The sequence below is a fragment of the Streptomyces sp. NPDC059224 genome (assembly GCF_042754285.1).
Classification (GTDB): domain Bacteria; phylum Actinomycetota; class Actinomycetes; order Streptomycetales; family Streptomycetaceae; genus Streptomyces.
The window spans coordinates 32146-56420 of the sequence record NZ_JBHZAN010000019.1; the positions used below are offsets into that span (position 1 = coordinate 32146).

Below are 24275 nucleotides of genomic sequence, written 5' to 3' on the forward strand. Positions count from 1 at the left end.
CCAGAATCGGCAGCGTGACGTCGTCCTTCGAGTTCAACACCTTTCCCGCGCGGCTGTCCGACGCGGAGCGCGAGAAGGCGCTGAGTGTGCTGCGCGACGGCGTCGCCATGGGACGGCTGTCGCACGACACGTTCGTGCGCCGTATGGAGCTGGCGCTGGCCGCCCGGCGTGCGGACGAACTCGCCGTGCTCACCGCCGACCTGCAACAGGAGAACCGCTTCGCGCGCGTGCTCTTCGGCACCGTCGAGGCGGTCTCCGGGTTCACGGCACGGCTGCGCCGGGCCTGGCAGTCCGAGCGGCTGCCCAAACTGCTGCTGCCGCACCCCGGCACCGGACACCCGCTGCGCATCGGCCGCGACCCGGCCAACGGGCTGCGGCTCAACCACGAGACGGTCTCCAGGGTGCACGCCGAACTCCGCCGCCAGGGCGGCCTGTGGGTCCTCAGGGATCTCGGTTCCACCAACGGCACGACCGTCAACGGCCGCCGGGTGACCGGCGCCGCCGTCGTCCGCGAGGGCGACCAGATCGGCTTCGGCCGGGTGTGCTTCCGGCTCTCCGCGCACTGAGTTCGCGCCTTGTCTTGAGTGGCTGAAAAACGTATGTCCGCCGCGGTGTTGACGTACCCCCCAAGTCGTGACTGACTGTGCGTACTCCATGTACATCATGTGACTCGACGGCGCAGCATCGTGGAGGTGTGCCCTGCCGCCCCTCCACCGCTTTTTGTCTGTGGACGAGCTGTCCGCGCGGGCGGCCGCACTGGTCGCCGACCATCCCCGGGACGCTCGGCTGCGCCGGATCGGGACCTCCCGTGCGGGCACTCCGCTGTGGCTGCTTTCGATCGGTCACGGCAGCAGGCACACCCTCGTGGTGGCCGGCCCGCACGCCAACGAACCCGTCGGCGGCGCCACCGTGCTCCGCCTCGCCGACCGGGTCCTGGCCGGCCCCCGGCTGACCGAGGACGCCGACGCCACCTGGAACCTGCTGCTGTGTCTGGACCCGGACGGCGCGCGCCGCAACGAGGGCTGGCTGGCGGGCCCGTACACCCTCGGCCACTACTTCCGGAACTTCTTCCGGCCCGGCTTCCTGGAGCAGCCCGAATGGCTGCCCGACGGGGCCGACGCCGTCGCGCTGCCCGAGACCCGGGCCCTGCTGGACCTCCAGGACGAACTGCGGCCCGTCCTCCAGTGCTCGCTGCACGGCGTCGACGTGGGCGGCGGCTTCGTCGAGCTGACCGACGACCTGCCGGGCCTCGCCCCGCGGCTCGCCCACACCGCGAGCCGGCTCGGCATCCCCCGCGAACTCGGGCCCTACGACACCCTGTACTGGCCCTCCCTGGGCCCGGCCGTCTACCGGGTACCGCCGCCCCGGCGGGGCGGTCTGCCCGCGGCCATCACCGAGGCGGCCGTCGAGTCCACCTGGTTCCGTCCGCACCGGCACGGCACCGTCACCGCCATCGTCGAGGCGCCCATGTGGGGTGTGGCCGCCGTCCAGGACGGCGCACCGCTCGCCGACCGGGACAACGCGCTGCGCGCCGTCAGCCGGACCCTGCGGCACGACGCCCACCTCCTGGAGGGCGTCCTGGCCCGGATCCGGCCCCAGCTGTCCGCCGCGCCGGACGCGGCCCGGCTGCTCGCGCCGGTGGACGACTACCTGCTGGTCTGGCCGGGCCTCGCCGACGCGTGGGACCCCGGTGCCGACGCGGGCAGCGCCCGCCCGCTGCCCCCGCTGGGCACCGCCCATCTGGCCGCCCTGCGGATCGCCGGACGCCGGCTGGTCCTGCGTACCGCCGGGCTGCTGCACCGCCTGCTGCGCTCCACCGGGCACGACCCCACCGGCGCCCTGCCCGACCTGGACCGGCTGATCGACACCTGGTGCGCGGACTACCAGCAGGCCTTCGGCGCTCGCTGGATCCCGGTCGCCCGGCAGGCCGAGTACCAGACGCGGGTGGTCCTGAGCGCCTTCGAGCTGGCGCACCGCCACGCGCGCGTGCGTGCCCGTTCGGGTGAGCCGGGCTGGGGCGCCGAGCCCGCCGTGCCGATGCACAGGGAATGACTCATCTGATCAGAGCGACCGCGGCCGGCGGTGCCCTGCTGGCGGCCGCCGCCCTCCTCGCCGCCGGCCCGGCCCAGGCCGCGCCCGGCGCCGCCCGCGACGGCGGCTACCTGTATCTGACCGTCACCAGCGGCGACAGCGGGTCCGGCGACACCCGCGGCACGTTCCTGCTGTGCGACCCGCTCCAGGGGCATGCCCGCGCCGCCGAGGCCTGCGCCGAACTCGACGCGGTGGGCGGGGACATCGACCGCCTCACCCCGCTCAAGGACGCCGTGTGCCCGATGATCTACGCCCCCGTGACCGCGCAGGCGCGCGGGCAGTGGAACGGCCGGCCGATCGAGTACCGCGAGACGTTCTCGAACTCCTGCGGGCTGGCGGCCCGCACCGGACCGGTCTTCGCCCTCGACCGCTGAACCCGCCGGCGGCGTGCGGCTCCCGGGGGACATGCTCCACCGGCCCGGCCCCGGAGCCTCACGCCGCCCGCTCGCGGGCGTGCTGCGCGGCCGCGAGCACCGTCCTGGACTGGTGCTCCACCTGGCGCTCCAACGGCACCCAGCGGGCTTGGAAGCGCTCCCCGTACGCGTCGCACCAGCCGGACACCAGTTCCTCCAGCCGGGGCGCCGTACGGTCGTCCGCCTCCCGCAGCACCCGCAGCAGCATCGACGCGGCCCGCAACGGCAGCCGCCTCCCGAAGGCGTCCACGCTGCCCACGTACGCCCTCGTGGTATCGATCGGCGGCCGGTGGATCCAGTCCTCGGCGAGCCCGGGGATCAGCTCCAGCGCCCAGCGGGCCGCCCGCAGCAGCGGACCGTCCAGGAGGCCGTTCAGCCGGGGCAGCGCCTCGGCCAGCACCCGCTCCACCTCCCGCGAGTCCCGCAGCAGCCGGCCCGCCAGCCGCCGCATCGCCGCGGCCGGCGCCGGATGCGGCGTCGGGTCGTCGACCAGGTCGCTCGCCCACATCGGCACCTCGACCACGGCCGTCAGCCCGCCGTAGCGGTGCGCGTGGTACCAGGTGCTGTGCCGTGCGTCGTCCGGCAGGCTCGGGTAGGCGACCCCCGACCCCGGATCCGGCATCACTCGCACCCCGGGACCGGAGGCCGGCCAGCCCGCGGCGTCCGAGGCGCCCGTCTCCACCGGGATGTGCAGCTCCGCCGCGGACTTGGCGAACGGTTCGGCGAGCCCCGGCACGTCCTTCGTCAACTGCACCCAGCTGCCCCCCAGATCGGTGCCGTGCAGGGTCACCTGGAGGTAGGGCCGCACCTCGTCGATCACGCCGAGCAGGGCCAGTGTCTCGGGCGGCAGCCGGTCCGGGGGCAGCACCGAGGGCGACCACTCGGGCTGTTCGGGCCCCGCCGGGCGGTAGAAGCCGTGGTGGTAGTCGAGCAGGCTGCGCGGTGCCGGGGTGACGTGCAGGCTCGCCCCGTCCGGGTCCGCGCACAGCAGGAAGTGCCAGGAGGTCTCCGCCCGCAGGTCCCGCTCCTTCAGCACCCGTTCGGCGAGCACCTGGAGGGTGCCGCCGCCGGCCGGCTCGTTGGCGTGGGCGCCCGCGACCACCAGCACCGCCCGCCGGGCGTGCCCGACGGACAGCAGGTGCAGCGGTCTGCCCGCGCGGGAGACGCCGATCTGCCGCAACGTGCACAGGCCGGGCCGGTGAGCGGCCAGCGCCCGGGCGGTCACGACGAGTTCGGGAACACTGGGGTAACGCAGCTCCGGCAGGAGACTCACCCCCGACTTGTCCGCCCGGCTTCGCATTCCCCAGTCCCGCACGGCATAGGTGAACTGTCAAGAACCTCCCGGGGGAGGCTCCAGGGGGCGCCCAGGTGCATGCGCCGTCGGCCGACGGGACGGTTGGCGCCGGCCGGGGTGCGAAGCCGTTACGGGGCGCGGAACGGCTCCGCGCACCTTTACCGACGCGGCCGGGTGGCCGCCGGGTTTCGGCAACCCCGCGACCCGGCCTCATATTCACCCGTTCGAGTGAATGTGAGGTCGGCGGGACCCTCAGCGCCCGTCGGCTTCCCCGCCGTCGCCGTCGCCGTCGCCGTCGCCGTCGCCGTCGCCGTCGCCCTCGCCCTCGCCGTCGCCGTCGACTCGCTCGAGGAGTGCCACCGGCAGCGCCCCGAAGAGCTCGGCCACGCGCGCGTGCCCCGTGAACTCGCGCTCCGGTGCCAGCACGTCCGCCCAGCGCCCCGGCGGCAGCGGCAGGACGGTGTCGCCCCAGCCGCCCGCCCCGGCCAGCCGCAGCGACAGCCGGGTCACCGCGGTGACGACCTCCCCGGAGCGCGTGAACGCCAGACAGTGCGCGGCGGCCGCACCCTCGGCCGGCAGCGGCGCGTACGTCGCCGTGACGCCGAAGGCGCCCGGGCGGCGGGCCCGCAGGCGGAGCGCCGCCGCCGTCACCGCGTCCTTCTCACCCGGGTGCTCGGGCGGGAAGGAGGCCGGCCGCCGGTTGTCCGGGTCCACCAGCGCCCGGAACTCGCCCTCCGTGCCCTGGTAGACGTCCGGCACACCCGGCATCGTCAGATGGACCAGGGCCGTGCCGAGGACGTTCGCCCGGACGTGCGGGGCCACCGAAGCCCGGAAGGCCGCCACGCGCTCTCCTGGCGGCCCGCACGGCCCCGCCGCGACGAACGAGGCCACCGCCTCCTCGTACGGCGGCTCCTGCTCCGTCCAGCTCGTGAACAGGCCCGCCTCCCGCACATGCTTCAGCAGCGCCCCCTGTACCCGCTCGGGGGCGGCCGGACCGAGCCCGAACACCGTCTGCCAGGCCGCCCAGGCCAGCTGCGCGTCCGGTACGCCAGCGCCGTCCCCGGTCACCTCGGTCAGCACGTCCGCCCACCGCTCCGGGCACTCCGTCAGCACGGCCAGCGCCGCCCGCACGTCGGCGCTGCGCTTGGTGTCGTGCGTCGTCACCACCGTCCCGGTCAGCGGCCAGTCCCGCTGCACGCGCGCGCAGTACGCGTGGAAGTCGCCGGGGCGGACGCCCGGGCTGCCGGGAGATCCGCCCACCTCGGTCGCGGCCAGCAGCGGCACGTAGCGGTAGAACGCCGTGTCCTCCACGGACTTGGCCCGCAGCGCCGAGGAGGTCTGCGCGAACCGCGTCCGGAACTCCGCGGGCACGGGCCCGTCGTCCCCCGACAGCAGCAGCCCGCGCACCACGTCCACCGCCCCGCCCTCCTCGGGCACCATGAAGGCCGACCGGGCCTCCTCGGCCGCCTGTCCGGTGACCACCTCGGCCGCGTCACCGGAGGCGTAGGGCCGGTACACCCGCATCCGCACCAGCAGTTCCTCGAGCGCGATGCGCAGCGCCCAGGGCGCCCGGTCGCGCAGCGCGGGGTCCGGCGACGTCGTGCACGCGCGCGCGGCGGCCCGGGTCAGCCGGTCCGTCTCGGCCGCCAGCTCGTGGGTGAGGACCTTGTACGCGGCCCGCCGCACGGTCGCCGCCCAGTCGCCGCCCCGGTCCGTCTGGGGCGCCGCGAACCGCCGGTAGCCGGCGAGCAGATCACCGGCACCGGCGGGATCCGTGAACAGACCGTCCACCTGGCGCAGCGCGTCGTACCCGGTGGTCCCCGCGACCGGCCAGCCGCCCGGCAGCCGCTCGCCGTCGGCCAGGATCTTCTCCACGACCGTCCAGCGTCCGCCGGCCGCCTCGTGCAGCCGGGCGAGGTAACCGTCGGGGTCGGCCAGCCCGTCGGGGTGGTCGACGCGCAGCCCGTCCACCACCCCCTCGCGCAGCAGCTGGAGGATCTTGGCATGGGTGGCCTCGAAGACCTCCGGGTCCTCCACCCGCACCCCGATCAGCTCCGAGATGCTGAAGAACCTCCGGTAGTTCAGTTCGGTCCGGGCCAGCCGCCACCACACCGGGCGGTACCACTGGGCGTCCAGGAGCTCCGGCAGCGGCAGGTCCGAGGTGCCCTCCCGGAGCGGGAGGACGTGCTCGTGGTAGCGCAGCACGTCGCCGTCGACGGTGAGCTGTTCGAGCACCTCGCCGACCGGGCCGCCGAGCACCGGCACCAGCAGTCGCCCGCCCTGCGCCTGCCAGTCGATGTCGAACCAGCGCGCGTACGGAGACTTGGGGCCCTCCCGCAGCACCTCCCACAGGGCGTGGTTGTGCCGGGGGGACATGGCCATGTGGTTCGGCACGATGTCGACGACGAGACCGAGACCGTGCGCCCGCGCGGTGTGCGCGAGCGCACGCAGCCCCTCCTCGCCGCCGAGCTCCTCCCGCACGCGCGCGTGGTCGACGACGTCGTAGCCGTGCGTGGAGCCCGGGACGGCCTCCAGGACGGGGGAGAGGTGCAGGTGGGAGATGCCGAGCGAGGAGAGATAGGGCACGGCGGCCTCGGCGGCCGAGAAGGGGAAGCCGGGCTGGAGCTGGAGGCGGTAGGTGGAGGTGGGCGTGGCGGCGGGGATCGGCTCGGCTGTCATGGAGAGCTACGTACCCGCGCTGTGGACGTTTGTGTCACAGCGCGGGTCCGGTGGGGGCGGGTCGCGCAGTTCTCCGCGTCCCTGAAGGGGCGCTCTACGCCGGCCTCTGCAGAACGGTCAGGCTCCGGCCCACCAACGTCAGGCGGGTCCCGCCGTCCACCTTCGGCCCGGGTGGCACCGGCTCCGCGCGTGCCGTGTCGACCACCACCTCCCACTGCCGGCCGTGGTTGATCGGCACCAGGAACTCCAGCGGCTCCGGTGACGCGTTGAACATCAGCAGGAAGGAGTCGTCGGCGATCCGCTCCCCGCGGGTGCCCGGTTCCGAGATCGCGTTGCCGTTGAGGAACACCGTCAGGGCCGACGCCTGTGCCGACCCCCAGTCCTGCTGGGCCATCTCGTGGCCCTCGGGGGTGAACCACGCGATGTCGGAGAGCTCGTCGTGGGTGCCCTCCACCGGGCGGCCGTGGAAGAAGCGGCGGCGCCGGAACACCGGGTGCTCCTTGCGCAGCCGCGCCATCGCGCGCGTGAAGGCCAGCAGACCGCTCTCGTCCTCGGGACCCGGCCAGTCCACCCAGGACACCTCGTTGTCCTGGCAGTACGCGTTGTTGTTGCCCTGCTGCGTGCGCGCGAACTCGTCGCCGTGCCCGATCATCGGCACGCCCTGGGACAGCATCAGCGTGGCGATGAAGTTGCGCATCTGCCGTTCGCGCAGTTCGAGGACCCCCGGGTCGTCGGTGTGTCCCTCCGCCCCGCAGTTCCACGAGCGGTTGTGGCTCTCGCCGTCCCGGTTGTCCTCGCCGTTGGCCGCGTTGTGCTTCTCGTTGTACGACACCAGGTCGTGCAGGGTGAACCCGTCGTGGCAGGTCACGAAGTTGATGGAGGCCAGCGGGCGGCGGCCGTCGTCCTGGTAGAGGTCGGAGGAGCCGGTCAGCCGGGACGCGAACTCCGCGAGCGTGCGCGGCTCGCCGCGCCACAGGTCCCGCACGGTGTCGCGGTACTTGCCGTTCCACTCGGTCCACAGCGGCGGGAAGTTGCCCACCTGGTAGCCGCCCTCGCCCACGTCCCAGGGCTCGGCGATCAGCTTCACCTGGGAGACCACCGGGTCCTGCTGCACCAGGTCGAAGAAGGACGACAGCCGGTCCACCTCGTGGAACTGCCGGGCCAGCGTGGCCGCCAGGTCGAAGCGGAAGCCGTCGACGTGCATCTCGGTGACCCAGTACCGCAGCGAGTCCATGATCATCTGGAGCACGTGCGGGGACCGCATCAGCAGGGAGTTCCCGGTGCCGGTGGTGTCCATGTAGTAGCGGGGGTCGTCGGTCAGCCGGTAGTACGACGGATTGTCCAGGCCCCGGAATGACAGCGTCGGGCCCAGGTGGTTGCCCTCGGCGGTGTGGTTGTAGACGACGTCCAGGATCACCTCGATACCGGCCTCGTGCAGCGCCCGGACCGCCGACTTGAACTCCAGGACCTGCTGGCCGCGGTCGCCCCAGGAGGCGTACGCGTTGTGCGGGGCGAAGAAACCGATCGTGTTGTAGCCCCAGTAGTTGTTCAGGCCCATGTCGACCAGCCGGTGGTCGTTGACGAACTGGTGGACCGGCATCAGCTCCAGCGCCGTGACGCCCAGCTCCGTCAGGTGCTCGATGACGGCCGGGTGCGCGAGACCCGCATAGGTGCCGCGCAGCTCCTCGGGCAGGCCCGGATGGCGCATGGTCAGGCCCTTGACATGGGCCTCGTAGATCACCGTGTGGTGGTACTCGGTGCGCGGCCGCCGGTCGTCGCCCCAGTCGAAGTACGGGTTGATCACCACCGAGGTCATGGTGTGCGGGGCCGAGTCCAGGTCGTTGCGCTTGTCGGGGTCGCCGAAGTGGTAGCCGTACACCTCCTCGCCCCAGCGCACCGACCCGCTGACCGCCTTCGCGTAGGGGTCGAGCAGCAGCTTCGCCGAGTTGCAGCGCAGCCCGCGTCCCGGGTCGTACGGACCGTGCACCCGGAAGCCGTAACGCTGCCCGGGCATCACCCCCGGCAGGTACGCGTGGCGCACGAAGGCGTCGCTCTCGCGCAGTTCCACCGCCGTCTCGGAGCCGTCGTCGTGCAGCAGACACAGCTCCACTCGGTCCGCGGTCTCCGTGAACACCGCGAAGTTGGTCCCGGCGCCGTCGTACGTGGCGCCGAGCGGATATGCCTCTCCAGGCCAGACCTGCATGAAGTCGACTCTTCCAGGTGTGCATGGCGCGCGGGGGCGCCTTGGTCATGAGTCTGCCCGAAAGTAATGGAACCCCAGGTGACTTACGTCCCTCTTACCCCGCGACCAGTGCACACAGCGCCCCCGGGGCGAAGTGTGCCGAACCAGTGGGGCAGACACGTACTCCCTGTGACCAAGGGGGAGTAGGGGGAAGATGTGCGCAAGATAGTGCACCGCCATCTGGGCAAGGTGGTGGCCGGTGCGGGCTTGGCGGTGGCGGGGACCGCCGTGATGGTCGGGATAACCCTGCCGGGTACGGCCGGGGCTGACGACTCGGGAGGGAGCGACGGGACCGGTTCGGTCGTCGCCCAGCAGGCGGGGCAGGGCACGGCCGCCGTCGAGCCGGGCGTGGTGGAACGGGCGCCGGCCGAGGGGAAGAAGGGCACGGGCAGTGACCCGCTGACCGACGACGAGACCAAGCGCGTCGAACAACTCGCTCTGACCAAGCAGATGTTCAACGCCGGGGAGAACGTCGAGGGCCGGCGCGGCCCACAGCGGATCAGCATCGACCTGGCCGAGCCGGACGCGAGCGAACTGGACGCCACGAACGCGCCACGGCGCGCCGACGTGACGTTCTACGACTACCGGGACGACAGCCTCGTCACCCGGACCGTCAACCTCGACACCGGGAAGGTCGAGCGGACCACCACCCGGCAGGGCGTCCAGCCGCCGCTCAGCCATGACGAGAACGTCGAGGCGCTCCAGCTGCTCGTCGCCGACCCGCTCGGCGCCGGACTGAAGGCGGACTTCAAGGACGCCACGGGCGCGGACCTCACCTCCCCGGAGCAGCAGCTGCTGCTCAACAGCGCGGTCTACCGCGCAACTGAGGGCGCCCAGCCGGCCGCGCTCGACAAGTGCGGCGAACACCGCTGCGTGCGGCTCTTCCCGAAGGTCAAGAACGGACCCTGGATCGACGCCCGTTCCCTGATCGTCGACCTGAGCGCGCGCAAGGTCGTGAAGCTCGCCCGCTGAACCGGCCGGGCCCGCCCGTCCTCACTCCTTATCTCGACTGCATCTCCCGCACGAGGAGTCACTTCGTCATGCAACCGAACAGAATCCGTCGCGCCCGCCGGACGGCCGCCGTGGGCCTGTCCGCAGCGGCGCTGGCCGCCGGCGCGACCACGGCGGCAGGCCCCGCGGCCGCCCAGCCGAAGCAGGCCGCCGCAGCCGCCGCCGACTGCTCCGCCGCCTACCGGATCGAGCAGAAGCTCTCCACCGGTACCACCTGGCGGATGTGCTGGCGCTACGACAGCAAGGCCGGGCTGGTCCTGGAGCACATCTCCTACCAGCCCAAGGGCGAGTCTGCCCCGATCAAGGTCCTCTCCAGCGCCCGCCTCGGCCAGATCGACGTCCCCTACGACGACGGCAGCGTCGAGTACGACGACCTGACCGGCTTCGGGTTCGCCCAGGGCCTGGTCCCGCTCGCCTCGGCCGAGTGCCCCAGCGGCACCATCAGGACCGTCAAGGTCCCCGACGCCTGGGACCCGGCCCACCCGAACGTCAACGGCCTGTGCACCACGACCCGTTCGCGCGGACACGCGTACCGGATGCAGGCCGACACCGGCAACCGGGTGTACCAGCAGCAGGGCAAGGACCTGCTGGTCTACACCGTCAACAAGGTCGGCTGGTACGAGTACATGACCGAGTGGCGGTTCCAGGACGACGGCACGATCAACATGAACGTCGGTGCCACCGGCAGCCTTTCGCCGGGCGACTACGACGCCGGTGACGGCCGTGGCTGGCCGATCGGCAAGGGCGCCCACGCCTATGCCACCAGCCACAGCCACAACGTCTTCTGGAAGCTGGACTTCGACCTCGACGGCTCCTCCAAGAGCCGCGTCGAGCAGTACGACTCGGTGGTCAGCGCGCCCGTGCACGGTCAGGAGGCGCCCACCAACAAGACCACCCGCACCAACGTCACCAAGGAACTCGCCGGCGACTCCAAGAACATGCGCTGGTGGCGCGTGGTCAGCACGGCGGGCAAGAACAAGGACGGGCACGCCCGTTCGTACGAGATCGTCCAGGGCGCCACCAACAAGTACCCGGGTCACGGTTTCACCAAGCACGACGTCTACTTCACCCAGTACGACAAGTGCGAGCTGTTCGCCAGCAACAACCCGGGCTGCGCCAACGGTCACCCGAGGACGGTCGACCGGTGGGTGAACGGGCAGACCCTCACCAACCCCGTGGTCTGGGTGAACGTCGGTTTCCACCACATCGCGCGCGACGAGGACCAGCAGCCGATGCCGGTCCACTGGCAGGGCTTCTCCATCGCCCCGCGGGACGTCACCGCTATGAATCCGCTCACTCCGGCCGCTCTCGCTGATCAGAACGGACAGCCCGGAAACGGTAGTTGAGAAACGACCTGTCCATCCTGCTGCACCGCCTACCGCTCCCGGAGTACCCTTCCTTGATCGTTGGCACGGGGTAGTTTCGGGGGAGCGGAAGGCGGTGCACGGGTGGGCTCGGGAGGCCTGGAGTTGCCCCCTGGTGACGAGGGTCACGAGGGGAACTCCACAGACGTCCCGCCCGGCGCGGTGTCCCTGGCCCGGCCGATGGACGCCTCGGGCTCCATCGGTCCGGAGCTGGAGTGGGACGCCGACGCCTGGCTGGAGGTGCGTACGCGCGCCCAGCGGGCCGGCCGTGCCTACATCTGGCTGAACCTCGTCGAACAGCGGCTGCGTACGGTCGTGGCCGCCGTGCTGCGGCCCATCTACGAACCCGTCCACGGCGACGAGTGGGTGGTCGCCGCGGCCGGGCCCGCCGGTCAGGAATGGGTCCAGCGGGCGGTCGCGGTCCGCGAGGTCAGCCGCCGCAAGGGCTACCTGCTGGATCCGGCCGACGACAACGTGATCAGCTTCCTGACGCTCCCGCAGCTGCGCGAGCTGATGGTGCAGCACTGGCCGTGCTTCGAGCCGTACTTCGACGAACGCCGCGACGTCGAACTCGCCCTCGACGAGCTGGAGGTGACCCGCAACGTCGTCTCCCGAAACCGGGCGCTCTCCGAGGCCGTCCTGGGCCAGGCCGAACGGGCCTCCGCCCGGCTCCTGGAGATGCTCGGCACCGGCGGTGACGTGCCCTCCGCGCGCCGGCTGCCGGTGGACGCGGTGGAGGACCTGGTGGGCGACCGCTACGCGGACGTCGTCGCCGTCCACCCCGACCGGGTCCGCCTCATGCGCCAGTTCCCGGCCGAGGACCTCTTCGGCGGTGCCCGCCGGCTGGACGCCGTCGGCATCGGCCTCAACCTGCTGGTGCAGAACTTCTCCGGCCGCCGCCTGGTGCGGCTCGCCGAGACCGGCTGCCGGGTCCGGCTGCTCTTCCTCAACCCCGCCTCCAGCGCCATCAAGCGCCGCGAGCGCGAGCTCGGGATGAAGCGCGGCGAACTCTCCCGTTCGGTCGAGATGAACATCCTCCACATGCGCCGGGTCCGCTCCCGGCTGCGCGATCCGGGAGCCTTCGAGATCCAGGTCTACGACGACACCCCCCGCTTCTCCGCCTACCTGGTGGACGGCGACGGCGCCGACGGCGTCGCGATCGTCCAGTCCTATCTGCGCGGTGCGCGGGGCATGGAGTCGCCGGTGCTCGTGCTGCGCAACGGCGACAAGGTGGTCAAGTCGGTCGACGCCCTGGAAGCGGGACTCTTCCCGACATACCGTGAGGAGTTCGAAATGGCCTGGGCGGATTCGCGCCCTGTCTCCTGAGGCGGGCGCGACGGTAAGCGGAACGCGGTCCCCTGATTGTCAGTGGCGCATGCGAGGGTGGACACCACTGGGGGAAAGCACCACCAAGAAGGGGGACCGCCCATGGGCTGGCACCAGGAACTCCTGATCGGCTTCGATCTGGAGACGACGGGTACGGATCCGCGCGAGGCGCGCATCGTCACGGGCGCCGTGATCGAGGTCAGGGCCGGGCAGGAGCTGGGCCGCCGCGAGTGGCTGGCGGACCCGGGCGTGGAGATCCCGGCCGACGCGGTGGCCGTGCACGGCATCAGCAACGAGCGGGCGACCGCCGAGGGCCGCCCGGCCGACCAGGTCGCCGACGCCCTTGCGGACGTCCTCACCGGATACTGGAAGACGGGCGTCCCGGTGGTCGCGTACAACGCGACCTTCGACCTCACCCTGCTCTCGGCGGAACTGCGCCGGCACGGCCTGCCGTCGCTCTCCGACCGCCTCGGCGGCCTCGACCCGGCGCCGGTCATCGACCCGTACACCATCGACCGCTGGGTCGACCGCTACCGCCGCGGCAAGCGCAATCTCGAAGCGGTCTGCGCCGAGTACGGTGTCACCCTCGCCGCCGCCCACAACGCGTCGGCCGACGCGGTGGCCGCGGCCCGGCTGGCCGGGGCGATAGCCGACCGTCATCCGAAGATCGCGGCCCTGGGCCCGGCCGAACTCCACCGGCGTCAGGTGGAGTGGTACGCGCAATGGGCGGCGGACTTCCAGCAGTTCCTGCGGCGCAAGGGAGAGGCCGACGCCGTGGTGGACGGGGCGTGGCCGCTGCGGGAGCTGGCCGAAGCGGTCTGAGTGCCGGGCCGGTCACCTGATTCGTCCGGCGCGGGCCGGTGGGGGCCGGTCGCGCCCACGCGGCGGTAGCCGCACATCCGACACGGCCCCGCGGGCCTTCGGGGAGGGTGCTGCTCAGCGTCCGCGGCTCAGAAGGGATACCAGCGCACCGACTCGTCGCCGTCCCGGAGCGACGCCACCCGGCGTTCGAACTCGGCGTGCGCCTTCGGGTTGCTCGGCGCGTGCTGGGCGACCCACGCGCAGCTCGCCGTCTCCCGGGCCCCGCGCAGCACGCCGCACCCCTCCCACTCCCGCACGTCCCACCCGTAGGCGGCGACGAAGGAATCGTAGGCATCGGCCGGCAGCCCGTACCGGTCCCGGGACAGCGCCATGACCACCAGGTCGTGCTCGCGCAGGTCGGACGAGAAGGTCTCCAGGTCGACCAGGACCGGCCCGTCCGGTCCGACGTGCACATTGCGGGGCAGTGCGTCCCCGTGGATCGGCCCCGGAGCCAGTCGCGGCGTCAGCGCGGCCGCGGCCGCCGCGAATCCGTCCCGGCGCGCGCGCAGATACGCCGCGTCGGCAGGGTCGATCGCATCGCCCGCGAGCCGCAGCCAGCGCTCCACACCGCCCAGCAGCTCGCGGGGCGGCAACACGAAGGAAGGGGCCGGCAGCGCGTGCACGATCCGCAGCAGTCCGGCCAGATCACGCGGCTCGGCCGGCCGCACCGGGTTTGCCAGCCGGTGCCACACGGTCACCGGGTGGCCCTCCACGAGCCGTGCCTTCGGCTCGGCGGCCCGCACGGCCGGGACGCCCGCCTCCGCCAGCCACCCGGCGATCTCCAGCTCGCGCCGGGCCCGGTCGAGGAGTTCGGCGTCCCGGCCGACCTTCACCACCAGGTCCCCGGCGCCGAACACCGCGTTCTCGCCCAGGGCGAGGAGCGCGGCGCCGGCCCCCGCACCGGGCAGTACGCCCGCCGCGGCCAGTACGTCCCGCGCCGTTGCCTCGTCCATCGTCCGCCTCCGAGTCCGTTTTCCCGGCGCCCACGCGCCCACCGCTGTGCGGGTGCACACGGCACCGTCTGCGCGCCGTCCGCCGGCCAGTCTCGCATCCACGGAGGTCGCGCCATGTGCGCAGTGCCTTGACGGGAGCACCTGCCTTCACGACCATGACGGGGCCCGACCGGGCCGCGCAAAGGGGGATGACGTGGCATTGGCGACGAACGTGGCCACCGTGCGGCGACCGGCCGCCGCACGCCTGACCGGCCACGGCGCCTGGTTCCTGGTCCTGCCCGCACTGATCCCGATCCTCGTCCTGAGTGTCGGCCCGCTGCTCTACGGGATCCTGCTGGCCTTCACCGACGCGCAGTCCGGCCGCACGGCCGCCACCCGGTGGATCGGCGGCCTCAACTTCCAGGACCTCCTGCACGACACGCTCTTCTGGGAGTCGTTCCGGATCGGCCTGGTGTGGGCCGTCGGGGTCACCGTCCCCCAGTTCCTGCTCGCCCTCGGTCTCGCCCTCCTCCTCGACCAGGAGTTACGGCTGCGCTGGCTGGCCCGCGCCCTGGCCGTCGTGCCCTGGGCGATGCCCGAGGTCGTGGTCGGCGTCATGTGGCGGCTGGTCTACAACCCGGACGCGGGGATCCTCAACGAGACCCTGCGCGACCTCGGTCTCGGCGACGGCCGGGACTGGCTCAGCGGCCTCGGCACCGCGCTGCCCGCCGTGATCGTGGTCGGCGTCTGGGCCGGCCTGCCGCAGACCACGGTCGCCCTGCTCGCCGGAGTGCAGAACACCCCGCGCGAACTGCACGAGGCGGCGGCCGTGGACGGCGCGGGCGCCTGGCGCCGTTTCCGGACGGTCACCTGGCCCGCCCTCAGACCCGTCGCCCTGGCGGTCACCGCGCTGAACCTCATCTGGAACTTCAACTCCTTCGCCCTGGTCTACGTCCTGACCAGCGGAGGTCCCGGCGGCAAGACAAGGCTGCCCATGCTGTTCGCCTACGAAGAGGCCTTCCGCTACGGACAGTTCGGCTACGCGGCGGCAATGGGCTGTGTGATGGTCGCGGTGATCGCCATTGTGCTGGCCGTCTTCCTGGCGGGACGGCTGCGGGGAGGCGAGGAGGAGTGAGGACCCGCACCGGCGCTCGCGTCGCCCAGTACGCGGCCCTCCTCGGCTACCTCGTCTTCCTGGCCTTCCCGCTGCTGTGGCTGCTCTCCACGGCCTTCAAGTCCCCGACCGAGCTGGGCAGTCTGCACCCCACCTGGATCCCCCGGCACCCGACCCTGGCCAACTTCCGGCAGGCCTTCGACGAACAGCCCCTGCTGCGCGCCGGCCTCAACTCGCTGCTCGCCGCGCTCGCCGCCGCGGTCATCGCCGTACTGCTCGCGACGCCGATGGCGTACGTCATGGCCCGGCGGCGCGGGGCGCTGTCGAGGGCGGCCACCGGGTGGGTGGTGGTCAGCCAGGCCTTCCCGTTCGTGCTGGTGATCATCCCGCTGTTCCTGGTGCTGAAGAACCTGCGGCTGATCGACTCCCTCTTCGGGCTGGTGATGGTGTACGTGGTGTGGTCGCTGCCGTTCGCGCTGTGGATGCTCGGCGGCTACGTCCGCGCGGTCCCCGTCGAACTGGAGGAGGCCGCGGCCGTGGACGGGGCCGGTCGGCTGCGGACCCTGGTGTCGGTGACGGCACCGCTGCTGGCGCCCGGGATCGTGGCGACCGGGCTGTTCGCCTTCGTCACCGCGTGGAACGAGTTCTTCTTCGCCCTGGTGCTGCTGAAGACACCGGAGAAGCAGACCCTGCCGGTCGTCCTCACGCACTTCATCGGCGCGGAGGGCGTGGCCGACCTCGGACCCCTCGCCGCGGCCGCCTTCCTGGCCACGCTGCCCTCGCTGGTCGTCTTCGCGCTCGTCCAGCGGCGGATCACGGGCGGGATGCTCACCGGGGCGGTGAAGAGCTGATGCGGACCAGAACCGGCACGGCACTCCTCGTCCTGCTGCTCGTGCTCGCCGGCTGCTCGGCGGGCGGGAGGGCCGACGGCGGTCCGATCACCCTCCGTTTCCAGTCCCTGGCCTGGCAGGAGGACTCGGTCGCCGCCAACAGGGAACTGGTGAAGGAGTGGAACGACACCCATCCGAGCGTCAAGGTCGCGTACGTGCAGGGGAGCTGGGACAGCGTTCACGACCAGCTGCTCACCTCCTTCGAGGGCGGTGAAGCCCCGGACATCATCCACGACGCCTCCGACGACCTCGCCGACTTCGCCTACGGCGGCTACCTCGCCGACCTGACCGGCCTGCTGCCCGAGCGGCTCAAGTCCGACATCCCGCAGCGGAGTTGGCGGACGGCGACCTTCGGTGACGGCATCTACGGGGTGCCCTTCCTCCAGGAGCCGAGAGTGCTGATCGCCAACAGCACCTGGCTCGCGAAGGCGGGAGTGCGCATACCGACCCCCGGGCACCCCTGGAGCTGGGACGAGTTCCGGCAGGTCACCAGGGAACTCAGCGGCGACGGCAGGTACGGCGTCGCCTGGCCGCTCAGGGAGCCCGTCTCGGCCACGCTCAACCTCTCCCTGTCGGAGGGCGGACAACTCTTCCACCGTGGGGCGGACGGCAGGGTGACCGTGCGGTTCGGGGCCGCCGACCAGGTCGTGCCGCGCACCGTCCACGACCAGGTCGACGTCGACCACAGCGCGCCCGGGTCCACCCTGGGCAGCGGCGGCTCGGACACCCTGCCGGGCTTCTTCGGCGGCAAGTACGCGATGGTCCCGCTGGGCTTCTCCTACCGTCAGCAGATCGTCCAGCAGGCGCCGAAGGGCTTCCGCTGGCAGGTGCTGCCCGCCCCGGCCGGCGCCGGCGGACTCGCCCAGGGCGTCAGCCCGCAGACGCTGTCCGTCGCCGCGGACAGCCCCCACCGGAAGGAGGCGGTCCAGTTCATCGACTTCCTGCTCCGGCCGGAGAACATGGTCCGGCTCGCCCTCGGCGACTGGATGCTGCCCACCGGCACCCAGGCCCTGGACGACCCGGCCCTGCACACCGCCACGGACGGCTGGGCCACCGGCACCGCCCTGGCCGGCCACCTCAGCCCCGCACCCGCCCAGACGGTCCGCGGCTACCCGGAGTGGAAGGACAAGGTGGCCACCCCCGCCCTCCAGTCGTACTACAGCGGCGCCATGGGCCTCGGTGAACTCCGCCACCGCCTGGAGCACGACGGCAACCTCGTCCTCGCCCGCTACCAGCGCTGAACACCCGCGGGCGTTGAACAGGGCCCGCCGGCTCACCCGGAGACCGACGGGCCCTGTGCCGGGGGGCGTTGCCCGGAGCTCAGACCGGCAGCCGGTCCGGCTCCCCCCGGTTCACGGCGGGCGCCACCGGCTCCGGGGACTCGTCGTGGGTGAGGTCCGGCAGCCAGTGCAGCCAGCGCGGCAGGTACCAGTTGCGCTCGCCGAGCAGGGCCATCACCGCCGGGAGCAGCACACCCCGGATGAGCGTCGCGTCGATGAGGACCGCGGCGGCCAGGCCCACGCCCATCTGCTTCATGGACTGCATGGACAGTGTGCCGAAGATCGCGAACACGGCCACCATGATGACGGCGGCGCTGGTGACGACCCCGGCCGTGGTGACCACACCGTGCCGGATCGCGTCCTTGGTGGACCGGCCGCGCAGCCGCGCCTCGCGGATCCGGGAGACCACGAACACGTGGTAGTCCATCGACAGGCCGAACAGGATCACGAAGAGGAACAGCGGCAGCCAGCTGACGATGGCGCCGACGCCCTCCGCGCCCACCAGGGAGGCGCCCCAGCCGTGCTGGAAGACGGCGACGAGAATGCCGTAGGCGGCGCCGACCGAGAGCAGGTTGAGCAGGATCGAGGTGATCGCGACCGTCAGCGAGCGGAACGACAGCAGCATGAGGAGGAAGGCGAAGACGACCACGAAGGCGAAGACCGGCACGACCGAGCCCATCAGCTGGTCGTTGAAGTCCTCGTTGCCCGCGACGTTCCCGGTCACCGGTGCCTGCACCCCGTCGACCCTGTCGAGCGTGGCGGGCCGTACCTCCTCGCGCAGCTTCACCAGGCTGTCGCCGGCCCTGTCCAGGTCGGAGCCGCCGACCAGCGGTACGGAGATCAGGGCGACGTTCTGGGCGTCGTGCACCCTGATGTCGACCGGGCCGCGCGAGGCACCCGAGCTGATCGCCTGCTCGCGGAAGTCGGTCAGTGCCCGCCGGACCTCGGGGGCGTTGATGTCCTTCGCCCTGACGACCACCTCGGCCGGTTCGGAACCGCCGGGGAAGGCCTCGTTGACCCGGTCGTAGGTCTGCACGATCGGCAGTGAGCCGCCGAACTCCTGGTCCAGGGTGAGCTGGGAGGTCTTCATGCCGAGGGCGGGCGCGGCGACCGCGAGCAGCGCCCCGACCGCGACGAGCACGGAGACCAGCGGCCTGGCGAGCACCCCGCGCAGCACGGCGGTCCAGAACCGGCTCTCGGAGGGGCCGTGGGCGCGCCTGGCGCGACGCAGGAACGGGATCCGGCCCTTCTCGACCCGACCGCCCAGCAGGGAGAGCAGCGCGGGCAGGACGGTCACCGAGCCGACCATGGCGACCGCGACGACCATCAGGGAGGCCAGGCCCATCGCCTCGAACTCGGCGAGGCCGGTGAACAGCATGCCCGCCATCGCCACGCAGACCGTGACGCCGGAGACGATGATCGCCCGGCCGCTGGTGGCGGCGGCGATCCGCAGTGCCGCGTCCGCGCCCCGGCCGGCCTCCCGCTCCTCGCGCTCCCGGCGCAGGTAGAACAGGCAGTAGTCGACGCCGACGGCCATGCCGACCAGCAGCATCACGGAGTTGGCGGTGTCGCTCATCGGCTGCAGATGGCTGACCAGGCCCATCAGGCCCATCGTCGCCATGATCGCGGTCACCGCCAGACCGACCGGCAGCAGCGCCGCCACCAGTGCGCCGAAGGCGATCAGCAGGATGCCGAAGGCCACCGGCACGGCGGAGTACTCGGCCCGCTGGAAGTCCTTGCCGAAGGCGTCGGCGTACTGCTTGTTCATGCTGGCGCCGCCGATCTCCGCGATCCGCAGCGTGCCGTGCGCCTTCTGCACCCCGGCCACCGCGTCCAGGACCGGCTCGACCCGGTCGGCGGCGGTCTCCGCGTCGCCCCGCATGTCGAACTGGACCAGCGCGCTGCGGCCGTCCTTCGAGATGGTTCCGGAGGTGTACGGCGAGGTGATGCCGGTGGCCCTGCCGGTGCCGCCGACCGCCTTGACGACGTCCGCGACGGCGGCCCTGAACCCGGCGTCCGTGGCCTTGACCGACGGGTCCTCGGACTGGATCAGGACCGTCTCGCTCGCCGGTTGCCTGATCCCCGCGTCGTCGATGATCCGCGCCGCGGTGTGGGTCTCGCCCTTGAGCTGGTCGCTCTCGTCGACGTCGACCCGCCCGGCCGCCGAGCCGAGTCCCATGGCCAGGACGACGAACAGCACCCATATGCCGACGGCGGCCCAGCGGTGCCGGGCGCTCCAGCCGCCGGCCCGGGCGGCCAGGCCCCGCACCCGCGTCTCTCCGTTTCCCATGACGGGATCCATGACCGGATCGCCCCCCTCGTGTGCGGTGGCGGCCCCGGCCGCCACGGATTCTTCACGACTTCCTCTGTTCGATTCGAAGGTATGGGGCGGACGAGACCGACTCCTCGTGCTGGCCGGTGAAGTCCGGCGGCCGGCTCTCGTCGCCCGGGAGGATGTCGGGCCCTTACATCTATCGACCCATCTCGGGGGTGATGATCAGGGCTGTCCCTTCCGACGACGGGGATCCGCTTTGTGATTACAGAACCTTGTTGAACAAGTCACAGGTGCGTGTAGGAGTTGATCCGGAGCGGTCCGATCGGCCAGAGTTTCGGGCAGTCCGGCATGCCCGGCACGGCCGTCGTGCCCACCCCCACGGGGCACGACGGCCGTTCTAAGGTGTTCGAATGACGATGTATGCGGCACTGCTGCGCGGGATCAACGTGGGCGGCAGGAAGAAGCTCCCGATGGCCGAGCTGCGGGCGCTCATGACCGGCCTCGGGTACGAGTCGGTGCAGACCTACCTCCAGAGCGGACAGGCCGTCTTCGCCGCCGCCCGGGGGGACGCCGAATCGCTGGCCGCCGAGCTGGCCGGGGCGGTCGAGGAGCGGTTCGGTTTCGTCGTCGACGTGCTCGTCCGCGACCACGCCTATCTGAGGGCGGTCGCCGAGTCCTGCCCGTTCCCGGCCGCCGAACTGGAGGCCAGGCAACTGCACGTCACCTACTTCTCCGCGCCGCTCGCGCCGGAGCGGTTCGCGGACATGGATCCCGCCGCCCACCTCCCCGAGGAGTTCCGCCTGGGCGACCGTGCGCTGTACCTGTACGCGCCGGACGGCCTCGGCCGTTCCAAGCTGGCGGAGGCGCTGTCCCGGCCGCGGGTCAACAAGGGGCTGATCGCCACCACCCGCAACTGGAACACGGTCGTCAAGCTGGTGGAGCTCACCGACCCGGCAGCGTGACCGTCCGCCGGCCGAGGAAGGGCGCCGCCGACACGATCTCGCGCGGTACGGCCAGCCGTGGGTCCGCGGCCAGGCGGCGCAGCCCGTCGGGGTCGTCGGTGGATGCCACGGTGTCGAGAAGCGCCAGGTCGTCCGCCGTGACCGGGGTGTCCGGCCCACCGGCGAGGCCCCAGCCGTCCCAGGGCAGCGGTTCGGTGCCGTGCCGGGCGGCGAGGTCCAGGACCAGGTTGTGGCGCACGAGCCACAGACCGCGCAGTCCGGGATCGGCCCACACCCCGAACGTGCCCGGATCGGCCTCGCCCGCCCGGCAGGCCCGCCAGGCCCGGCCCGCCACCACGAACCGGTCCCTGGGCACGTCCAGCGGGTCGAAGGGCACGTCGTAGACGTCCGCGGACACCTGCGCGTCCGCGAGCCGCCAGCCGCCGTCCGGCCGCTGGTACTCGGTCACCCAGTGGTCGTCGTGGAAACCCTCGGCGAAGTAGGTGGCGTAGCCGCCCCGGAGGCGCGCCGGCGTCCCGGTGGCCCGCAGCAGCGAGCACAGCAGCAGGGAGTAGTCCCGGCAGGTTCCGACGAACTGCTCGTCGTAGGAGCGTGGCTCGGTGAGCGGAGCGTCCTTGCGCTCGCGCAGGATGCGCAGGATCTCGCGGACGTAGCGGGCCTCACCGTCGTGGTGCAGCCGGTCCCGCGGGATCTCGTGTCCGAGCCGTTCGCCCTCCAGCCGGTGGACGACGAGCCCGCGGACGAGGCGGGTGAGCTCGCGCGGGTCACGGGGCAGGCCGGCGGTGTCGAGCGGGCCCGGATCGCTGTACGGCGTCTGGTTCAGGCAGCTGTCCATGACCGCACTTTCGACCCTGCCCCAGGGGCAGGGTCCAGCGCCACGAGCCGGATGCCGAGTTCGTATACACCTGCGCCGTGTCGCCGTGCTCACCCGGTCGACTGACGCACGGGGCGGGTTGTCGGCAACCGTACCGGTAAGGGACCCGGTGTGACACGTTCGCCGGCCACGGCGCAGAAGTAAGAGCCGGGCTCGGCGGCACCGCTCGACGGAGCGCCGCCGCCCGGCCGTTCGCGGTCCGACGTCACAGGGGAGCGCCGGACCGCGAACCCCGAAGCAGACCCCGCTCAGGCTCCTACGGCCGTCAGGGCGGGGGTACGGGCCGCGTCGTACCGCTCCAGCAGCAGCCGGGCCACCTCCGGGGCCGGGCCGAGCACCTCGGCCAGCACGTCCGCCCGCGCCGCGCCTCGCGCGATCCGGTCGGGCAGGAAGCCGGGGGCGAGGACGTAGGGGGCCACCGCGACCCGGGCACAGCCGAGTTCCCGCAGCTCCCGTACCGCGTCCTCGGTACGCGGGAGGGATGCGGAGGCGAACGCGGGCCGCACGGCGCACCAACCGGTGTGCCGCCACTCCCGCGCGATTTCTGCGATCACCGCGATCGCCTCCGGGTCACTGGACCCCGCCGAGGCCAGCACGACCCCGGTCGAGGGTTTGTCGGCGGGAGTCAGCCCCGCCTCGTGCAGCCGCCGTTCGAGGGCCGCCAGGAGCAGCGGGGACGGCCCGAGCACGTCCGCCTGCCGGATCCGCAGCCGGGCGGGCGCGCCCCGCAGCACGGCGGGTATGTCGGCCTTCGCGTGGAAGGCGCGCGTCAGCAGCAGCGGCAGGGCCACCACGTCACGGACGCCCTCCGCCGCCAGGGACTCCATCACCCCCTGCACCGAGGGGACGTTGAAGTCCAGGAAGCCGGTCTCCACGCGCAACCCGGGCCGCAGCGACCGTACCCGCCGTACCAGGGCGTGCACGGTCGCCGCGTGCCGGGGATCGCGGCTGCCGTGGGCGATGACGACCAGAACCGGCCTGCGCACGGGCGACCTCAGCCCTTCACCAGCAGACCGCGGCTGCGCAGCACGTAGCGCTCCAGCGGGCTGAAGATCAGCAGGTCGATCGCGATGCCGACGAACAGGATCAGGATGATGGCCTCGAACACCATGGCCATGTCGCTGGCGGTGCGCGCGTTCTCCAGGAGCTGGCCCAGGCCCACGCCGAGGTCCGGGAAGCTCGCGATGATCTCCGCCGCCATCAAAGAGCGCCAGGAGAACGCCCAGCCCTGCTTCAGGCCCGCCACATAGCCGGGCAGCGCCGCCGGCAGCACCACGTGCCAGATGCCCTTCACGCCCGTCGCGCCCATGGTGCGTCCGGCGCGCAGGAACAGCGGGGGCACCTGGTCGACACCGGAGACCAGTCCGTTGGCGATGGAGGGGACCGCGCCGAGCAGGATCACCGCGTACATCATCGAGTTGTTCAGGCCCAGCCAGATCACGGCCGGCGGCACCCACGCCACCGACGGCAGTGACTGCAGGCCGGACAGGATCGGGCCGATGGCGGCGCGCACGAACCTCACCCGGGCCACCAGCAGACCCAGCGGGGTGCCGATGACCAGCGCGAAGAGGAACCCGAGGAGGCCACGGCTGACACTGGTCCAGATGTAGCCGAGCAGGTCGCCCTTGAGCCAGGCGTCCTTGAACGCGTCTCCCACCGCGGTGGGCGAGGGCAGCTTGGACGGGTCGTCGACGACCGGGACGAGGAGCGTCCAGACCACGAGGACCACGGCGAGCGCGATGATCGGTGGCAGGATCTTGGCGGTGAAGACCTGCCGGAAGGTCGGGCGGCCGACGGTCGACGTCTCCAGCGCGTCGAGGCCCGCCTCGACACTTCCGGCGTCCTTGGCCGCGGTCGTCTCAGTGCTGGCCATGACGGCGGATCTCCCCACGCAGTACATCGGTGATCTCAAGGGACAGTTCGGCCACGGGCGCGTCCTCGATCCGGCGCGGCTGCGGGATGCCGACCGTCCACTCGCGCGCTATCCGGCCCGGGCGGGACGACAGCAGGATCACCCGCTGGGCGAGCCGCACCGCTTCGCGCACGTTGTGCGTGACGAACAGGACGGAGACCCCGGTCTCCTGCCAGATCCGGGTCAGCTCGTCGTGCAGCACGTCCCGGGTGATGGCGTCCAGGGCCGAGAACGGCTCGTCCATCAGCAGCAGGTTGCTCTCCTGGGCGAGCGCCCGGGCCAGCGCCGCACGCTGGCGCATCCCGCCCGACAGCTCGTGGACGCGCTTGCCGTACGCGCCCTTCAGCCGGACCAGTTCGAGCAGCTGCTCGGCCCTGGCACGGCGGTCGTTCTTGGGAACCCCCTGGAGTTTCAGGGCGAGTTCGATGTTCTTGCCCGCGGTCAGCCACGGGAAGAGGGCGTGCTCCTGGAACATCAGGGCGGGCCGCCCGTCCGTCGCGATGGAGCCCGCGGTGGGCCGGTCAAGACCCGCCGCCAGGTTCAGCAGCGTGGACTTGCCGCAGCCCGAGGCCCCCAGGAGGGTGACGAACTCACCCGGCGCGACATCGAGCGTGATGTCGTCCAGGACGAGCTGCTGTCCGCCGGGAGTCGCGAAGGACTTCGAGACGTGCTCAAGGCGAGCCGCGTACTCCACCGACTCGCCGGCCTTGGCGAGCGTCGTGGTCGTGGCCATGGTCGTCACCTCCTGGGAACGC

20 protein-coding genes are annotated in these 24275 nt (G+C 72.2%); 11 read left to right on the plus strand and 9 right to left on the minus strand.

The annotated features are described in order from the left end of the window. The first annotated feature begins 14 nt into the window (after positions 1–14). The 3 genes from ACFXI4_RS21810 (at position 15) to ACFXI4_RS21820 (ending at position 2465) form a co-directional block, all read left to right on the plus strand. Positions 15–566 carry a DUF1707 and FHA domain-containing protein gene (locus tag ACFXI4_RS21810; RefSeq protein WP_362727805.1) on the plus strand — a complete coding sequence of 184 codons (552 nt, stop codon included), beginning with the start codon at positions 15–17 and terminating at the stop codon, positions 564–566. A gap of 160 nt (positions 567–726) precedes the next feature. Continuing rightward, on the plus strand, positions 727–2052 hold the full coding sequence (locus ACFXI4_RS21815) for a M14 family zinc carboxypeptidase (protein ID WP_384993329.1): 1326 nt from the start codon (positions 727–729) through the stop codon (positions 2050–2052). Then, a complete protein-coding gene (locus ACFXI4_RS21820) occupies positions 2049–2465 on the plus strand; it encodes a subtilase-type protease inhibitor (protein WP_384993331.1) in 417 nt (138 codons plus the stop codon). The genes ACFXI4_RS21815 and ACFXI4_RS21820 overlap by 4 nt, the downstream gene beginning before the upstream one ends. A 58-nt stretch (positions 2466–2523) precedes the next feature. Here the strand turns inward: ACFXI4_RS21820 and ACFXI4_RS21825 are convergent, their stop codons facing one another. The 3 genes from ACFXI4_RS21825 to glgX all read right to left on the minus strand — a co-directional run bounded on the left by ACFXI4_RS21825 (position 2524) and on the right by glgX (position 8680). Further along, positions 2524–3777, minus strand: coding sequence for a M14 family zinc carboxypeptidase (locus ACFXI4_RS21825; protein ID WP_384993334.1), 1254 nt, complete (start codon positions 3775–3777; stop codon positions 2524–2526). A 273-nt stretch (positions 3778–4050) separates the two neighbouring features. After that, positions 4051–6477: a malto-oligosyltrehalose synthase gene (gene treY, locus ACFXI4_RS21830; protein WP_384993337.1), complete on the minus strand. Its 2427-nt coding sequence runs from the start codon at positions 6475–6477 to the stop codon at positions 4051–4053. Positions 6478–6571: 94 nt separating this feature from the next. Further along, the gene (glgX, locus tag ACFXI4_RS21835) at positions 6572–8680 is read right to left on the minus strand and encodes a glycogen debranching protein GlgX (protein ID WP_384993339.1); all 2109 of its coding nucleotides are present in this window, start codon (positions 8678–8680) and stop codon (positions 6572–6574) included. Between the two features lie 195 nt (positions 8681–8875). On the opposite strand from glgX, the gene ACFXI4_RS21840 reads away from it, so the two are divergent. The 4 genes from ACFXI4_RS21840 to ACFXI4_RS21855 all read left to right on the plus strand — a co-directional run bounded on the left by ACFXI4_RS21840 (position 8876) and on the right by ACFXI4_RS21855 (position 13242). After that, on the plus strand, positions 8876–9691 hold the full coding sequence (locus ACFXI4_RS21840; protein ID WP_384993342.1) for a Tat pathway signal sequence domain protein: 816 nt from the start codon (positions 8876–8878) through the stop codon (positions 9689–9691). Between the two features lie 68 nt (positions 9692–9759). Then, positions 9760–11076 carry a copper amine oxidase gene (locus tag ACFXI4_RS21845; protein WP_384993345.1) on the plus strand — a complete coding sequence of 439 codons (1317 nt, stop codon included), beginning with the start codon at positions 9760–9762 and terminating at the stop codon, positions 11074–11076. Between the two features lie 102 nt (positions 11077–11178). After that, positions 11179–12420, plus strand: coding sequence for an SAV2148 family HEPN domain-containing protein (locus ACFXI4_RS21850; protein ID WP_384993348.1), 1242 nt, complete (start codon positions 11179–11181; stop codon positions 12418–12420). Between the two features lie 102 nt (positions 12421–12522). Beyond that, positions 12523–13242 (plus strand): 3'-5' exonuclease, encoded by a 720-nt coding sequence (locus tag ACFXI4_RS21855; RefSeq protein WP_384993351.1) that lies wholly within the window; start codon positions 12523–12525, stop codon positions 13240–13242. 128 nt (positions 13243–13370) lie between these two features. Here ACFXI4_RS21855 and ACFXI4_RS21860 read toward each other — a convergent pair whose 3' ends face one another. Continuing rightward, positions 13371–14234, minus strand: coding sequence for a phosphotransferase enzyme family protein (locus ACFXI4_RS21860; RefSeq protein WP_384993355.1), 864 nt, complete (start codon positions 14232–14234; stop codon positions 13371–13373). Between the two features lie 199 nt (positions 14235–14433). Here ACFXI4_RS21860 and ACFXI4_RS21865 point away from each other — a divergent pair, with 199 nt between their 5' ends. Genes ACFXI4_RS21865 through ACFXI4_RS21875 form a run of 3 tightly spaced genes read left to right on the plus strand, consistent with a single transcriptional unit; the run spans position 14434 to position 17458 of the window. Continuing rightward, positions 14434–15348, plus strand: a complete 915-nt coding sequence (locus ACFXI4_RS21865; protein WP_384993685.1) for a carbohydrate ABC transporter permease — start codon at positions 14434–14436, stop codon at positions 15346–15348. After that, positions 15345–16178, plus strand: a complete 834-nt coding sequence (locus ACFXI4_RS21870; RefSeq protein ID WP_362723152.1) for a carbohydrate ABC transporter permease — start codon at positions 15345–15347, stop codon at positions 16176–16178. Before ACFXI4_RS21865 ends, ACFXI4_RS21870 begins: the two co-directional genes overlap by 4 nt. Next, positions 16178–17458: an ABC transporter substrate-binding protein gene (locus tag ACFXI4_RS21875; RefSeq protein ID WP_384993358.1), complete on the plus strand. Its 1281-nt coding sequence runs from the start codon at positions 16178–16180 to the stop codon at positions 17456–17458. Before ACFXI4_RS21870 ends, ACFXI4_RS21875 begins: the two co-directional genes overlap by 1 nt. A gap of 79 nt (positions 17459–17537) precedes the next feature. On the opposite strand, the gene ACFXI4_RS21880 is transcribed toward ACFXI4_RS21875, so the two are convergent. After that, a complete protein-coding gene (locus ACFXI4_RS21880) occupies positions 17538–19787 on the minus strand; it encodes an MMPL family transporter (protein ID WP_384993361.1) in 2250 nt (749 codons plus the stop codon). A gap of 395 nt (positions 19788–20182) precedes the next feature. On the opposite strand from ACFXI4_RS21880, the gene ACFXI4_RS21885 reads away from it, so the two are divergent. Continuing rightward, positions 20183–20734, plus strand: a complete 552-nt coding sequence (locus tag ACFXI4_RS21885; protein ID WP_384993363.1) for a DUF1697 domain-containing protein — start codon at positions 20183–20185, stop codon at positions 20732–20734. Here ACFXI4_RS21885 and ACFXI4_RS21890 read toward each other — a convergent pair. The 4 genes from ACFXI4_RS21890 to ACFXI4_RS21905 form a co-directional block, all read right to left on the minus strand. Continuing rightward, a complete protein-coding gene (locus ACFXI4_RS21890; RefSeq protein WP_384993365.1) occupies positions 20715–21569 on the minus strand; it encodes a transglutaminase-like domain-containing protein in 855 nt (284 codons plus the stop codon). The genes ACFXI4_RS21885 and ACFXI4_RS21890 overlap by 20 nt on opposite strands. A gap of 287 nt (positions 21570–21856) precedes the next feature. Continuing rightward, positions 21857–22594, minus strand: coding sequence for a sirohydrochlorin chelatase (locus tag ACFXI4_RS21895; RefSeq protein ID WP_384993368.1), 738 nt, complete (start codon positions 22592–22594; stop codon positions 21857–21859). Between the two features lie 8 nt (positions 22595–22602). Continuing rightward, on the minus strand, positions 22603–23481 hold the full coding sequence (locus ACFXI4_RS21900) for an ABC transporter permease (RefSeq protein ID WP_362719464.1): 879 nt from the start codon (positions 23479–23481) through the stop codon (positions 22603–22605). Further along, positions 23468–24253, minus strand: coding sequence for an ABC transporter ATP-binding protein (locus tag ACFXI4_RS21905; RefSeq protein WP_384993370.1), 786 nt, complete (start codon positions 24251–24253; stop codon positions 23468–23470). Before ACFXI4_RS21905 ends, ACFXI4_RS21900 begins: the two co-directional genes overlap by 14 nt. Positions 24254–24275: the final 22 nt, after the last annotated feature.